This is a genomic window from Simplicispira sp. GW247-4R2A (assembly GCF_059424465.1).
The window spans coordinates 73,994-88,291 of record NZ_JBWKZM010000001.1 but is presented as its reverse complement, the minus strand read 5'-3'; the positions used below and the strand labels follow the sequence as shown (position 1 = coordinate 88,291).

The window sequence follows — 14,298 nt, the reverse complement described above, 5'->3', positions numbered from 1 at the left end:
GTTGAATTTCGCATAGGTTCATTTTTATTCCTTTTGATTCGTTTTCATCTCAAGGTTTACCCTGAAACGTTTCCTTTTTGTTCGCTTTACAGTCACTCTCGTGAACACCAACCCAAGACAACTGCAACTGCTCAAGGAAGTCCGTGCGCGCCAGTCGGCCACGGTGGAGCAACTGGCCGACACCCTCGGCGTCACTTTGCAAACCGTGCGGCGCGACGTGCAGCGCCTCGCGGACGAAGGCTTGCTGACGCGCTTTCACGGCGGCGTGCGCGTGCCCAGCTCCACGGTGGAGAACATTGCGCACCAGCAACGTGAAACCCTGCATGCCGCAGAGAAGTCGCGGATTGCGCGGCACGTCGCGCGCGAAATCCCGAGCAACTGCTCACTAATCCTGAACATCGGCACCACCACGGAAGCGGTAGCCCGCGCCCTGCTGCACCACAAGGGGTTGCGCGTGATCACCAACAATCTCAATGTCGCCGCCACCCTGAGCAGCAACCCCGATTGCGAAGTCATCGTGGCCGGTGGCGTGGTGCGCTCGCGCGACCGCGGCATCGTCGGCGAGACGGCGGTCGATTTCATGCGCCAGTTCAAGGTGGACATTGCCGTGATTGGCATCTCGGGCATCGAAGCCGATGGCTCGCTGCGCGACTTCGACTACCGCGAAGTGAAGGTCGCGCAAACCATCATCGCGCAGTCGCGCCAGGTATGGCTGGCGGCCGACCACAGCAAGTTCAACCGCCCAGCCATGGTGCAGCTCGCCACGCTGGCGCAGATCGACCGCCTGTTCACCGACGCGCCGCCGCCAGAGCCCTTCCCCGCATTGCTGGAAGATGCGAGCGTTGCCTGCGACATTGCGTCCTCTTGAAGGCGCGCCTTCTTCCGACCCGTTTCTGCCTGCCCATGACCTACCTGCTCGCCCTCGACCAAGGCACTTCCAGCTCCCGCAGCATCGTTTTTGACGACCACGGCCACGTGGTGGCACAGGCGCAGCGCGAGCTGACGCAGATCTACCCACGCCCCGGCTGGGTGGAGCACGACCCGCGCGAAATCTGGCGCACCCAACTCGAAACGGTGCGCGAAGCGCTGCACACAGCCGGCATCGGCGCCGCCGAAGTGCGCGCCCTCGGCATCACCAACCAGCGCGAGACCACGGTCTTGTGGAACCGCTTGACGGGCGAGCCGGTGCACCACGCCATCGTCTGGCAGGACCGGCGCGCCGAACCCGCCTGCGCCGCCCTGCGCGAGCAAGGCCACGCACCCACGATTGCCGAAAAAACCGGGCTGCTGATCGACGCCTATTTCTCCGGCACCAAGCTGCAATGGCTGCTCGACAACGTGCCCGGCGCGCGCGCCCAGGCCGAGCGTGGCGAACTGGCCTTTGGCACGGTCGATAGCTGGCTGATCTGGCAGCTCACCGAAGGCGCGGTGCACGTGACGGACGTGACCAACGCGTCGCGCACCATGCTGTTCAACGTGCACAGCAACCAATGGGACGAGGAACTGCTGGCGCTGCTGCGCATTCCCGCCTCGCTGATGCCACGCGTGCAGCCTTCTTCCAGCCACTTTGGCGAGGTCGTGCCCAGCCTGCTCGGCCACAGCATGAAGATCGGCGGCGTGGCGGGCGACCAGCAAAGCGCCCTTTTCGGCCAAGCCTGCTTCACGCCCGGCATGGCGAAAAACACCTATGGCACCGGCTGCTTCCTGCTGATGCACACCGGCCAGGCGTTCCGCCAATCGGAAAACGGCCTGCTCACCACCAGCGCCGCACAGACCACCACCGAGCCGCAGTTCGCCATGGAGGGCAGCGTTTTCGTCGGCGGCGCCGTGGTGCAGTGGCTGCGCGACGGCCTGCGTGCCATCAAGAGCAGCAGCGAAGTGCAGTCGCTCGCCGAGAGCGTCCCCGACGCTGGCGGCGTGATGATGGTGCCGGCCTTCACCGGCCTGGGCGCGCCTTACTGGCAACCCGAGGCACGCGGCACCATCACCGGGCTGACGCGCGGTAGCACGCTGGCGCACATCGCCCGCGCGGCGCTGGAGAGCATTGCGTACCAGAGCGCCGCGCTGCTGCACGCCATGTCCCGGGATGCGGTCGCCGCCGGCAGCGCTCCAGTGGCCGAACTGCGGGTGGATGGGGGCGCCTGCGTCAACGATTTGCTGATGCAATTTCAGGCCGATCTGCTGGGCATTCCGGTGGTCCGCCCCGCCGTGGTCGAGACCACGGCCCTGGGCGCCGCGTATCTGGCGGGCCTGTCCTGCGGTGTCTACGCCAGCACCGATGAGCTCTCGCGCCTATGGCGCGCCGAGCGGCGTTTCGAGCCCACGCTGGCGCCAGTGCGCGCAGCGGAACTGATGGCCCGCTGGGAACACGCGGTGCGCCAGGCCACGCTCGCGCCCTGAAAACCCGGGAGCAGCCCGAGAAGGCCGTGCACTGGCGCGCACGCTGCGCTACGGCGACAATGCAGTGGCCTGCTATGTCCCTCTGGAACCGCCATGCCTGATACCTCTTCCGCACCTGTTCCCGCTGCCCCAAACCCTGCCACCGCGCCCAACGCCATTGCCTTCATTGGCGGAGGCAATATGGCCAGCGCCTTGATAGGTGGCCTGATTGCCCAAGGCTTTGCGCCCGAGCGGATCGAAGTGGTCGAGCCCTTCGAGGCCGCGCGAGACGCCTTGCAAGCGCAATTCGGGGTTACCGCGCAGGCGCTGCCCGGCCCGCAACTGCGCAGCGCCGACCTGGTCGTCTGGGCAGTCAAGCCCCAGGTGTTCCGTGAAGCCGCACTCCAGGCCCGGCCACTGACAAGCGCTGCGCTGCACCTGAGCGTGGCGGCCGGCATTCGCAGCAGCAGCATTGCGCAGTGGCTGGGCAGCGAGCGCGTGGTGCGCGCCATGCCGAACACGCCAGCGCTGATTGGCCGGGGCATCAGCGGCCTGTTTGCCCGCCAGGCAGTGGATTCTGCCGAGCGCCAGCGCATCGAGCAGGTCATGGCGCCCACGGGCGAGACGCTGTGGGTGGAACAGGAACACGACCTGGATGCCGTCACCGCGCTCTCTGGTTCCGGCCCCGCCTATGTCTTTTACCTGCTCGAAGCCATGACCCGCGCTGGCGTGGGCATGGGGCTGAGCCAGGCGCAGGCACACCGCCTCGCCGTGGCCACCGTTGGTGGCGCTGCCGAACTGGCACGCCGCTCGGACGACCCGCCCGAGGTGCTGCGCCAGCGCGTCACGTCCAAAGGCGGCACCACGCATGCCGCCATCGAGGCGCTGGAGCGCGCGGGGGTGGCGGGACACTTCGTCCACGCCATAGAAGCAGCGCAGCACCGTGCGCGCGAACTGGGCGACGAGTTCGGCACCTGAAATTTCAAGTGTTTTAGGCTTCTAACGCTTATCTGGTAAGCGTTAGAAGCTATTATTTTTATAGTTTTCCGCGCACCCACATATCGAGCACCACGCCGGCAAACAGCGTCAGCCCGATCCAGTGGTTGAGCCGGAACGCACGGAAACACCCTTCGCGCGTGCGCTGCCAAATCATCTGCGCGTGCCAGGCGACTTGCACCAGCGCCAGCACCAGGGCAACGCCCCACACGGCGCCAAAGCCTTGCAGGCGCAGCGCCCAGCCCCAGACCACGATCAGCGCCAGATAAAACATGAGCACGGCCATCACATCAAAGCGCCCTAGCGTGATGGCCGAGGTCTTCATGCCAATCTTCAGGTCGTCGTCGCGGTCGACCATGGCGTACTCCGTGTCGTAGGCCAGCACCCAGAACAGGTTGCCCACCAACAGCCACCAGGCCAGCGCCGGCACCTGCCCGAGCACGGCGGCAAAAGCCATGGGAATACCAAAACTGAAGGCCACGCCCAGCACCGCCTGCGGCATGGACACCACGCGCTTGGCAAAGGGATACGCCACGGTGATGGCCAGCGCCGCGAACGAGAGCGCAACGGTGAGCGCATTGGTCAGCAGCACCAGCCCGAACGCCGCCAAGGCGAGCACGGCGGCCAGGGCCAGCGCTTCGCGCACCGATACCGCTCCCGTGGTCACAGGCCGCCCCGCCGTGCGCTTGACGTGGCGGTCGAACTCGCGGTCGGCCACGTCGTTGACGCAGCAGCCCGCGCTGCGCATCAGAACCGTGCCCAGCGCAAAGATGGTGACCAGCCGCCAGCCCGGAAAACCCCCAGCAGCCACCCACAGCGCCGAGAGCGTGGGCCAGAGCAGCAGCAGCCAGCCCGCGGGCCGATTCCAGCGGATGAGATCAAGATACAGAGCAAAACGGGTGCGGGCAACGGACATGGCAGCGGGAGATCGGCAAGCAGCGGCGCGGGCAGCAAGCCCCGCCGCGAGTGTTGAATGTAGCAGCCGCACCTTGGTATCGACGCGGACGGTCTTTTGGCGACAATGGTCCACTGCGAGACCACCGGCCCCGGAAAACCAGGACACGCCTTCACGATGCTGCCACCCACCAACGTTTCCCCCGTGCCCCTTGCGCCCTCGCCGCCAGGCGATCTGCGCCATGGCGAAGCCGACATCAAGGTCTCGCCCCACGTGATGTTCGGCTTTCTGCTGGCGGCACTGGCCACGGTACTGATCGGCATCGTGACGTACTGGGCGTTGGCGGAGCGCGACAGCGTGCTGGAGCGCCTGGGCCGAGCGCGGCAATCCGTCGTGCTGCTGCAAAACGTGATGCGCACCACGATCGAGGCGGAAAACGGGCAGCGCGGCTTCCTGCTTTCGGGCGAGCCGCGTTACCTGGCCGGATACCAACTGGCCGTTGCAGAGATGCCCGGACAACTCGATGCCTTGTACCGCACGCTCAACGAGCGCGAAGCGCTGGTGCAGCGCCACAAGGAACTGGCGTCGCTGGTGGATGCCAAGTGGAAAGAGCTTGCCCAGACCGTCGACCTCTACCGCAGCGGCAAGCGCGAGGAGGCCCTGGCGCTCCTGCGGACGGGCCATGGCCAAGCCACCATGGAACAGCTCCTGCAAGTCGGCGACATGTTCGCTTCCGACTTGCAGCAACGCGCCGACCAGCTCCGGGACGAGTGGCGCACCTCGGCCAGTTGGTCCACCTGGGTCACCGTGGGAGGCTCGGCATTGTTGCTGGTGCTCATCGGCATGGCAGCCGCCATGTCGGCACGTGAGCAGGCCACCAAAGCGCGCCAATCCTGGGTGGACCGTGGTGTCCTGGGGTTGGGCGCGGAGCTGCAGGGCGATCACCCTCTCGAAAAACTGGGTGAGATGGCCATGCGCCACCTGGCCCATTACATGGGCGCGCAGGTGGGCGCGGCCTACGTGGTGCGGGGTGCGCAGCAGTTGGAGCTTTTCGGCGCCTATGCGCTCGACTCACAGCACGTCATCGGGACCTTGGTGCTGGGCGAAGGCCTGCTGGGCGAGGCCCTGAGCTCGCGCGCACTGCACCATGTGCGCGAAGTGCCCGAGGGCTACATGCGCGTCACGTCCGCCACCGGGTCTGCCACCCCGCGCGAACTGCTGTTGGTGCCTGCGGTCTATGGTGGACGCGTGTCGGCGGTGCTGGAACTGGGGTTTTTCCGCTCCGTGCGGCTGGCGGACAAGGAACTGCTCGAGCGTGCCTCGGAAATGCTCGCGCTGGCCATTCGCGCCGCACTCGACCGCAGCGAGCTCGAACGCCTGTTGGGCGAGACACAGCGCCAGTCGGAACAACTGCAGGCGCAGCAGGAAGAGCTGCGCGTATCCAATGAAGAGCTGGAGCAGCAAAGCCGCATCCTCCAGGCTTCGCAAGCCCATATGGAGCTGCACCAGACCGAACTGGAGCAGACCAACGCGCAACTGGAGAAGCAAACCAGCCAGTTGGAAGAGCAGCGTGAAAAGCTGCTGATGGCCCAGGAGGTTCTGACCACCAAGGCCAGGGAACTGGAGCTGGCCAGCCAGTACAAGAGCGAATTTTTGGCCAACATGAGCCACGAACTGCGCACCCCGCTCAATTCCGCGCTCATCCTGGCCAAGCTGCTGGGCGACAACAAGACGGGCAACCTGAGCGCCGAGCAGGTGAAATACGCGCAAACGATCCATGCCGCCGGCAACGACTTGCTCGCATTGATCAACGACATTCTCGACCTCGCCAAGATCGAATCGGGCCAGGTCGACGTGGACATCGAAACCGTCCCTATCGCCAAAACACTGGCCGCATTGCTCGACCCGCTGCGCCCGTTGGCCGGGCACAAGGGCCTGACGCTGGCCAGCACCGTCGATTCCGACGTCCCTGCCAACCTTGAAACCGATCCGCGGCGCCTGGGCCAGATACTGAAAAATCTGCTCTCCAACGCCATCAAGTTCACCGAAAGTGGTTCGATCGAGGTGCACGTCGGCATGACCGCCAGCGGCCGCGTGGCATTTGCCGTGCGTGACACAGGCATTGGCATCGCAGCCCACCAGCAGGCGCTGGTGTTCGAGGCCTTTCGACAGGCCGACGGCAGCACGCACCGCAAGTACGGCGGCACCGGGCTTGGTCTGTCGATTTCGCGCAGCCTGGCGCAGCACCTGGGCGGCGACATTCGGTTGCAGAGCACACAGGGTAAAGGCAGTGCCTTCACCCTGGAATTGCCCGTGCACTTGGCGCAGGCCATGCCTCCCGCCCCTGCGCCGGCACCGGCCCCGCCGCCACGGGGGCTGTCACCGCCTCCCGCACCGGTCCCGGCCGCACCGTGGAGCAAAGGCACGCGCAGCCTGCTGGTGGTGGAAGACGACCCGCGCTTTGCCCAGATCCTGCAAGAGTTGGCATCGGAAATGGGCTTCGAATGCGCGGTGGCGGCCACCGCCGCCGATGGCCTGGAGATGGCCACGGTCCGCAAGCCTGCCGCCATCGTGCTGGACGTGAATCTGCCGGACTTTTCCGGACTGGGCGTGCTCGACCAGCTCAAGCGCAATCCGACCACGCGCCACATCCCGGTGCACATCGTCTCGGTGGTCGACTACGCCAAAGAGGCGCTCGAGCGCGGTGCCGTGGGCTATGCACTCAAACCCGTCCCGCGCGAAGAACTGGTGCGTGCGCTGGAACGCCTGGAAGGGAAATTCACCCCCGGGCTGCGGCGCGTGCTGGTGGTCGAAGACGACGCGCGCCAGCGCGAGAGCGTTCGCTCGCTGCTGCAGAGCGAAGGGGTGGAAATCGTGGGCGTCGAGACCGCAGCGCAGGCCCTGGAACACCTGGTGCGCAGCACCTTCGACTGCATGGTCATGGACGTCAACCTGCCAGATCTGAGTGGCTACGCATTGCTGGAAAAAATGGCCGGGCAGGAGGAGGTGTCGTTCCCGCCTGTCATCGTTTACACCGGCCGTGCGCTCACGCGCGACGAAGAGCAGAAATTGCAGCGCTTCTCGCGCTCCATCGTCATCAAGGACGCGCACTCTCCCGAACGCCTGCTCGACGAGGTCACCCTGTTCTTGCACCGGGTGGAATCGGAAATGACCGAGGAGCACCGGCACATGCTCCAGGTGGCACGCAACCGAGAGGAAGCGTTCGAAGGCCGCACCGTGCTGGTGGTGGAAGACGACGTGCGCAACGTTTTTGCACTCGCCAGCGTACTCGAGCCCACCGGCATCCACGTGGAAATTGCACGCAATGGCCGCGAAGCGCTTGAATGGCTGGACGCTCACACCGGCAAGGAGTGCGCCGACCTGATCCTGATGGACATCATGATGCCCGAGATGGACGGCTACACGGCCATGCGCGAGATCCGCAAGCGCCCCGATGGCCGGCGCATTCCCATCATTGCGCTCACGGCCAAGGCCATGCGCGACGACCAGGAAAAATGCCTGGCCGCTGGCGCCAGCGACTACATCGCCAAGCCGCTGGACGTGGACAAACTGATGTCGCTGGTGCGCGTCTGGATGCCGAAGTAAGGGACTCCTCCATGCCACACCGCAAACCTCCCAAGACGGTGGACATCGAGCAGCGGCTCCTGATCGACGCCATCTACCTGCGCTACCACTACGACTTTCGCTCCTATGCCCAGGCGTCGCTGTGCCGCCGTCTGAATGCGGCGCTGGCGCGGTTCCAGTGCAAAACCCTTTCGCAGCTGCAGGACCGCGTGCTGCACGAGCCCGACGTGTTTGCCGGCATGCTTGACTACCTGACGGTGCAGGTGAGCGACATGTTCCGCGACCCCGACTACTTTCGCGCGCTGCGCGAGCAGGTGCTGCCGCATTTGCACACCTACCCCTTGCTCAAGATCTGGGTGGCGGGCTGCAGCACGGGCGAAGAGGTGTATTCCCTGGCCGTTCTGCTGCAGGAAGCCGGGCTGCTGGAACGCACCCTCCTCTACGCCACCGACATCAACGCCAAGGCCCTGCAAGCCGCAAGTGCCGGCGTGTTCGACGTCGAGCGCGTGCCGGCTTTCTCGCAGAACCACGCCGCCTCGGGCGCCGTGACCTCGCTGTCGGACTACTACACCGCCGCCTACGGACGCGTGGTGTTCTCGGACCACAGCCTGGCGACGGACAGCGTGTTTTCCGAAGTGCACCTGGTGTCGTGCCGCAACGTGCTGATCTATTTCGAGCGCGCGTTGCAGGACCGCGCCCTCGGGCTGTTTCGCGAGGCCCTGTGCCAGCGTGGTTTTCTGGGCCTGGGCAGCAAGGAATCGCTGCGCTTTTCTACCCAGGCCGACGCGTTCGAGGACTGCGTTCCGCTGCAGTGCATCTACCGCAAGAAGGCTTTGGCGTGAACACCTCCACCCGGACTTTCGAGGCCATGGTCGTTGTGATAGGCGGCTCTGCCGGCGCCATTGATCAGGCCAAGGGCCTGTACCTCGTGCAAGCGCCCGACAGCGCCTCCTCGCCCACCATGCCATGGGCTGTGCTGCCACGGATCCCGCAGGTTCCCCATGTCCTTAGCCCTGTGGCGATGGCCGAAACCCTCACCCGACTGCATACCCGAGGATTGCTGTGAAACGATCTGCCAATCTGGATGCGCAAGTCGCGGCACCGATCAAGTGCCTGATCGTCGACGACGTTGCCGAGAACCTCGTTGCCCTCGAAGCCTTGCTGCAACGGGACGACCTGCTGATCCTCAAGGCACGCTCAGGCGCCGAGGCCCTGGAGTTGCTCCTCGAACACTGCGACATTGCGCTCGCATTGCTCGACGTACAGATGCCCGAGATGAACGGTTTTGAATTGGCCGAAATGATCCGCGGGCGCGAACGCACACGCCATATTCCTCTGATTTTCATTACTGCTGGCGCCCAAAATATCGACTGGCAGTTCAAGGGCTACGACGCCGGGGCCGTGGATTTTCTCTACAAGCCTATTGATCCCCATATGCTGCTGAGCAAGGTGGAGGTGTTCTTCACGCTGCACCGCCAGAAGCGCGCGTTGGCGCGCGAACTGGCCGAGCGCACGGAAGCGCTGCGCATCAACGAAATGTTCATGGCCGTCTTGAGCCACGACCTGCGCACGCCGCTGACCTCGGTCACCCTGGCATCGGGCGCGCTGGTTCGCGCCTGCACGGACAAAAAGAACGCGGCGCTGGCGGGCCGCATCCTGTCGAGCGCGCGGCGCATGGACGGCATGATCGAAAACTTGCTCGACCTCACACGCATTCGCCAGCATGGGGGCCTGAGCCTGCATCCGGGGCCACTCGATCTCGGCGAACTGTGCGCACGCGTTGTCGAGGAACTGCGGGACCACGGCACCCGAGAGGTGGTGCTCAGCAGCGCGGGCGTGCTTTCAGGTTCCTGGGACGGTGACCGCCTGGCCCAGGTGCTGACCAACCTGCTTGGCAATGCGCTGCGGCATGGCGCAGCCGATCAACCCATTGGTCTGCACCTGGACGGCACCCACACGAGCGCCATTCGCATGGAGATCAGCAACGGTGGTTGCATCCCTTCCGACCTGCTGCCGCTGTTGTTCACGCCATTTCGCAGTAGCGCAAGCAAAGGGGGGCGCCGCGATGGACTGGGCCTGGGCCTGTACATCGTGCAGCAAATCGTCACCAGCCACGGCGGCGGCATTGCAGTGCACAGCACGGACGACCACACCCGCTTTACTGTGACGCTTCCGCGAAACACTGGATCGTCGCCGCCCAGCCGATGAATGGACTAATCGGCGCTGAGTGCCTGCTCAATCTCCCGCAGCAGAGCGTCGAGCTGTTCCAATTCAAACGGTTTGAGCAACGTGCGCACATGCGGCCCCCAGGCCTGCGCATGCTTGCCCAGCTCGTAGCCCGAACACAGCACCACCCAGCGGTCCGGGTTCCTGGTCAACAACTGGTGCGCAAACTCGATCCCAGAGAGTCCGGGCAAACTCACGTCGGTCACCACCACATCGAAGGGGGTCTGCACGTCCTGCGCCATGCCCTGCTCTGCACTTTCGCACAGCACCACCGAGCGCCCTTCGCCCTCCATCAGCATGCCGATGGTTTCACGCAGATCCTCATGGTCTTCAACGTACAGAATTCGCATGGAGTGCTGGCCCGAACCCGGATGGTGGTCAATCCAACGATCATCTCAAGGGCGACGCGCTCAACTTTGTAGGACAGCGTCTTGAAACCAGGCGACGCCTACTCCTCCAGCAGCGAGCGCAACATCCAGGCAGTCTGCTCGTGCACCGTCAAGCGCTGGGTGAGCAGGTCGGCCGTGGGCTCGTCGCCCACCTTGTCGGCCAGCGGGAACAGCTCGCGTGCCGTGCGCGCCACCGCCTCATGGCCCGTCACCAGCACACGCACCATGTCCAGTGCGCGCGGTGGCGTAGCGGGTGCATCGGGCAGGCTGGCAAGCTTGCCGAACTGGGCGTAGGAACCCGGCGCCACATGGCCGAGCGAGCGGATGCGCTCGGCAATCGGATCCACCGCGTTCCACAACTCGGTGTACTGGCCCATGAACATCAGGTGCAGGGTGTTGAACATCGGCCCTGTGACATTCCAATGGAAGTTGTGCGTGGTCAGGTACAGGGTATAGGTGTCCGCCAGCAGGTGCGAAAGGCCTTTGGCAATGCCGGCGCGGTCTTTCTCGGAAATACCGATGTTGATGCGCGGCACGGCGGCGGTTTTGTCGGTGGATTTGGCGGGTGCTTTGGCCATTGGGTTCTCCTTGATGGGGTTAAGAACAGTCACTTTGGTCCACTATAGGCCGCATTCAGGTGAGGCGTTTGACGCCGGGCAAGCCACAGGCCACCACCGCATTGCGCAGCGCAGCAATCGCCTCGTAGCGCGTGAAGCTGCGCCGCCACACCAGCACCACGCGGCGCGTGGGCGGGGCGCTGCCGTCGGGCTCGACGATGGGCAGGTAGCGGATATGCGGGTCATCAGCGTGGCGCCGCCGGGGGGCGCTGGTCAGCGCCGCATCCGGCACGGCCAGGCGCGGCACCAGCGTCACGCCCATGCCGGCGGCCACCATGTGCTTGATGGTTTCCAGCGATGAGCCTTCAAAGCGCTTGTGGATGCCGTCGCCCTGTGGAGCGACGCGGGCAAATTCCGGGCACACCTCCAGCACATGGTCGCGAAAACAGTGGCCGGCGCCCAGCAGCAGCACATGCTCGTTCTTCAGTTCGTCGGTGGAGACCGATGTCTGCTGCGCCAGCGGGTGTTTCCCCGGCACCGCCGCCAGAAAAGGTTCGTCGTACAGCGCGGCGCTGGCCAGGCCGGCATCCGGAAAGGGCTCGGCAAGAATGGCGCAGTCGATCTCGCCGGTGCGCAGCATTTCCAGCAATTTGACGGTGAAGTTCTCCTGCAGGATGAGCGGCATCTGCGGCGTGCGCTCAATGACGCTGCGCACCAGCTCAGGCAGCAAATAGGGGCCGATGGTGTAGATCACCCCCAGGGTGAGCGGCCCGCTCAAAGGGTCTTTGCCGCGCAGCGCAATCTCTTTAATAGCCGCCGCCTGCTCCAGCACCGCCTGCGCCTGGCGCACGATCTCTTCACCCAGCGGCGTCACCGAGACGTCCCCCGCGCTGCGCTCGAAGAGCTTGAGATCGAGCTCTTCTTCCAGCTTTTTGACCGCCACCGACAGCGTCGGCTGCGAGACATGGCAGGCTTCTGCCGCGCGCCCGAAATGGCGCTCGCGGGCGACGGCGACGATGTATTTGAGTTCGGTGAGGGTCATGGGGGCAGGCAACTATCGCGGCACAGGCCCCTGCCCGCAGCGCGCAGCGCTGCGGGAGGAGGGGGAAGCGGCGAAGCCGCGCAGGGGGTGGTCACAATTCAAGCCTTGAGGTAGTCGGATTTTCCGCCCAGCCAGCGCTCCAGGTGCTGCGTCGCCAATTCGGGATGGTGCTCCAGCATTTTCGGCGCGGTTGCGCGCGCCCAGTCCAGCAGGTGCGTGTCGGTGGCGAGGTCGGCAAAACGCAGGAGCGCGTCGCCCGACTGGCGTGCCCCCAGGAATTCTCCGGGGCCACGGATTTCAAGGTCCCGCCGTGCGATCTCGAAGCCATCGCTGGTCTCTGCCATGGCGCGCAGGCGCTCTTTCGCCGTCTCGCCGACACGCCCGCTGTCGTTGGTGGCGTACAGCAGCACACAGGCCGAGGCAGTGGCGCCCCGCCCCACCCGGCCGCGCAGCTGGTGCAGCTGCGAGAGACCAAAGCGCTCCGCGTGCTCGATGACCATGAGCGAGGCGTTGGGCACGTCCACGCCGACCTCGATGACGGTGGTGCTGACCAGCACACCCAGATGGCCTTCGGTAAACAGCGCCATCACGGCCTTCTTTTCGGCGCTCGGCATGCGCGAATGCAGCAGGCCGACCGCCACGCCAGGCAGCGCCTCGCTCAGCTCGGCATGCACGGCAGTGGCGTTGGAAAGATCCAGCGCCTCGCTCTCTTCGATCAGCGGGCAGACCCAGTACACTTGGCGCCCCTCGGCGACCTGCGCGGCGATGCGCGCGATGACCTCGTCCTTGCGGCTGTCGGCAATGAGCTTGGTGACCACCGGCGTGCGGCCAGGGGGCAGCTCGTCGATGACGGAGACATCCAGGTCGGCGTAGTAGCTCATGGCCAGGGTGCGCGGGATGGGCGTGGCGCTCATCATCAGCATGTGCGGCTCCATGCCGTGCGCGGCGAGCTTTTGGCGCAGCGCCAGGCGCTGGAGCACGCCAAAGCGGTGCTGCTCATCGACGATGGCCAGCGCCAGCCGATCAAACGCGACCTGCTCCTGGATGACGGCGTGCGTGCCGACCACCAGCGCCGCCTCGCCGCTGGCCACCCGCGCCAGGGCCGCCGTACGTTCCTTTTTTCTCTGGCCGCCCACCAGCCAGGCGACGCTGCGGCCCTCTGCCGCCAGCAGGGGCTCCAACCAGCCGAGCAGCTTGGCGAAATGCTGCGCAGCGAGGATTTCGGTCGGCGCCATCAGCGCGCACTGCCAGCCTGCGTCAATGGCGCGGGTGGCGGCAAGCGCTGCCACCACCGTTTTTCCCGAGCCCACGTCGCCTTGCAGCAAGCGGTGCATGGGCTGCGCACGCGCCAGGTCGGCGCCGATTTCCCGCACGACGCGCACCTGCGCCGCCGTGAGCGCGAAGGGCAGCCCAGCCTGCAATCGGGCGGTGAGCGATGCGGCGCCCTGCACCGGCGCCAACACCGGCGCGCGCAGGCGCGAGCGCTCGCGCCGCGCCTGAAACTGCGAGAGCTGCTGCGCCAGCAGCTCCTCGGCCTTGAGCCGCTGCCAGGCCGGGTGGCTGTGGTCTTCCAGCGCCGCCAACGCCACATCAGGCGTTGGGCGATGCAAAAAAGTGAGCGCCTCGCGCAGATGCATCAAGCGCTGGGGGCCATTTTTTCTTGAAAAATGAGCGCACGTAGGAGCGAGCTCTGGCACCAGGGTTTCCGGCAGGTCCACGCGCGTCAGGGCACTGGCCACCAGCCGGCGCAGCAAGGGCTGGGGCAAGCCGGCCGCCGTCGGGTAGACAGGCGTCAGGGCCGTGGGCAGCTCGCCGCCTGCCGCACGAAACACCGGGTGCAGCATCTGCCGGCCCCAGAAACCTCCCCGCATTTCGCCCCGGATACGCAGGCGCGCGCCCACCGCCAGCGTCTTTTGTTGCGAGGGGTAGAAGCTGAAGAAGCGCAGCGTGCAGTCGCCCGACGCGTCCTGCACCTGCACCACGAGCTGGCGGCGCGGGCGCAACTGCACCTCGCTGGCGGTGACGGTGGCTTCGATTTGCGCCAGTTGACCATCGCGCGCGCTGGCGATCGGCACGATGCGGGTCTCGTCCTCGTAGCGCAGCGGCAGGTGCAGCGCCAGGTCGATGTCGCGCCTGAGGCCCAGTTTGTGCAGGGCCTTTTGAATGGCAGGGGCAAGGGCGCGGGGCGCAGGCATGGTGGAAGCAGCAAGCGTATCGAACGCCAAGCAT

Annotated in this window: 12 protein-coding genes; 7 read left to right on the top strand and 5 right to left on the bottom strand. The window is 65.6% G+C overall.

Going from position 1 to position 14,298, the window contains the following annotated elements:
- The first annotated feature begins 100 nt into the window (after nt 1-100).
- From AC07ZH_RS00410 to proC, 3 genes are all read left to right on the top strand, one after another.
- Complete coding sequence (locus AC07ZH_RS00410) at nt 101-868, top strand: DeoR/GlpR family DNA-binding transcription regulator (RefSeq protein WP_119109365.1); 768 nt, start codon at nt 101-103, stop codon at nt 866-868.
- Between the two features lie 35 nt (nt 869-903).
- Nucleotides 904-2,400: a glycerol kinase GlpK gene (gene glpK, locus AC07ZH_RS00405; protein WP_495198088.1), complete on the top strand. Its 1,497-nt coding sequence runs from the start codon at nt 904-906 to the stop codon at nt 2,398-2,400.
- A gap of 93 nt (nt 2,401-2,493) precedes the next feature.
- On the top strand, nt 2,494-3,357 hold the full coding sequence (gene proC, locus AC07ZH_RS00400) for a pyrroline-5-carboxylate reductase (protein ID WP_495198087.1): 864 nt from the start codon (nt 2,494-2,496) through the stop codon (nt 3,355-3,357).
- Nucleotides 3,358-3,415: 58 nt separating this feature from the next.
- On the opposite strand, the gene ubiA is transcribed toward proC, so the two are convergent.
- Complete coding sequence (gene ubiA, locus AC07ZH_RS00395) at nt 3,416-4,291, bottom strand: 4-hydroxybenzoate octaprenyltransferase (protein WP_495198086.1); 876 nt, start codon at nt 4,289-4,291, stop codon at nt 3,416-3,418.
- 255 nt (nt 4,292-4,546) lie between these two features.
- On the opposite strand from ubiA, the gene AC07ZH_RS00390 reads away from it, so the two are divergent.
- From AC07ZH_RS00390 to AC07ZH_RS00375, 4 genes are read left to right on the top strand one after another with little or no spacing between them, the layout of a single operon-like run.
- Complete coding sequence (locus AC07ZH_RS00390; RefSeq protein ID WP_495198251.1) at nt 4,547-7,876, top strand: response regulator; 3,330 nt, start codon at nt 4,547-4,549, stop codon at nt 7,874-7,876.
- Between the two features lie 11 nt (nt 7,877-7,887).
- Nucleotides 7,888-8,697, top strand: a complete 810-nt coding sequence (locus tag AC07ZH_RS00385) for a CheR family methyltransferase (RefSeq protein WP_495198085.1) — start codon at nt 7,888-7,890, stop codon at nt 8,695-8,697.
- On the top strand, nt 8,694-8,921 hold the full coding sequence (locus AC07ZH_RS00380; RefSeq protein ID WP_495198084.1) for a hypothetical protein: 228 nt from the start codon (nt 8,694-8,696) through the stop codon (nt 8,919-8,921). Before AC07ZH_RS00385 ends, AC07ZH_RS00380 begins: the two co-directional genes overlap by 4 nt.
- The gene (locus tag AC07ZH_RS00375; RefSeq protein ID WP_495198083.1) at nt 8,918-10,063 is read left to right on the top strand and encodes a hybrid sensor histidine kinase/response regulator; all 1,146 of its coding nucleotides are present in this window, start codon (nt 8,918-8,920) and stop codon (nt 10,061-10,063) included. Before AC07ZH_RS00380 ends, AC07ZH_RS00375 begins: the two co-directional genes overlap by 4 nt.
- A 5-nt stretch (nt 10,064-10,068) precedes the next feature.
- Here the strand turns inward: AC07ZH_RS00375 and AC07ZH_RS00370 are convergent, their stop codons facing one another.
- The 4 genes from AC07ZH_RS00370 to recG all read right to left on the bottom strand — a co-directional run bounded on the left by AC07ZH_RS00370 (nt 10,069) and on the right by recG (nt 14,264).
- Nucleotides 10,069-10,431 carry a response regulator gene (locus tag AC07ZH_RS00370; RefSeq protein WP_119109371.1) on the bottom strand — a complete coding sequence of 121 codons (363 nt, stop codon included), beginning with the start codon at nt 10,429-10,431 and terminating at the stop codon, nt 10,069-10,071.
- Between the two features lie 98 nt (nt 10,432-10,529).
- On the bottom strand, nt 10,530-11,048 hold the full coding sequence (locus AC07ZH_RS00365) for a Dps family protein (protein ID WP_119109372.1): 519 nt from the start codon (nt 11,046-11,048) through the stop codon (nt 10,530-10,532).
- A gap of 55 nt (nt 11,049-11,103) precedes the next feature.
- Complete coding sequence (locus AC07ZH_RS00360) at nt 11,104-12,069, bottom strand: LysR substrate-binding domain-containing protein (protein ID WP_495198082.1); 966 nt, start codon at nt 12,067-12,069, stop codon at nt 11,104-11,106.
- A gap of 98 nt (nt 12,070-12,167) precedes the next feature.
- On the bottom strand, nt 12,168-14,264 hold the full coding sequence (recG, locus tag AC07ZH_RS00355) for an ATP-dependent DNA helicase RecG (RefSeq protein WP_495198081.1): 2,097 nt from the start codon (nt 14,262-14,264) through the stop codon (nt 12,168-12,170).
- Between the last annotated feature and the right edge of the window lie 34 nt (nt 14,265-14,298).

Bases quoted from the DNA above. Each gene is read 5' to 3' on its own strand.
- ubiA (WP_495198086.1), bottom strand. From the start codon at position 4,291: ATGTCCGTTGCCCGCACCCGTTTTGCTCTGTATCTTGATCTCATCCGC.
- AC07ZH_RS00360 (WP_495198082.1), bottom strand. From the start codon at position 12,069: ATGACCCTCACCGAACTCAAATACATCGTCGCCGTCGCCCGCGAGCGC.
- AC07ZH_RS00370 (WP_119109371.1), bottom strand. From the start codon at position 10,431: ATGCGAATTCTGTACGTTGAAGACCATGAGGATCTGCGTGAAACCATC.
- proC (WP_495198087.1), top strand. From the start codon at position 2,494: ATGCCTGATACCTCTTCCGCACCTGTTCCCGCTGCCCCAAACCCTGCC.
- AC07ZH_RS00390 (WP_495198251.1), top strand. From the start codon at position 4,547: ATGTTCGGCTTTCTGCTGGCGGCACTGGCCACGGTACTGATCGGCATC.
- AC07ZH_RS00365 (WP_119109372.1), bottom strand. From the start codon at position 11,048: ATGGCCAAAGCACCCGCCAAATCCACCGACAAAACCGCCGCCGTGCCG.
- recG (WP_495198081.1), bottom strand. From the start codon at position 14,264: ATGCCTGCGCCCCGCGCCCTTGCCCCTGCCATTCAAAAGGCCCTGCAC.
- glpK (WP_495198088.1), top strand. From the start codon at position 904: ATGACCTACCTGCTCGCCCTCGACCAAGGCACTTCCAGCTCCCGCAGC.
- AC07ZH_RS00385 (WP_495198085.1), top strand. From the start codon at position 7,888: ATGCCACACCGCAAACCTCCCAAGACGGTGGACATCGAGCAGCGGCTC.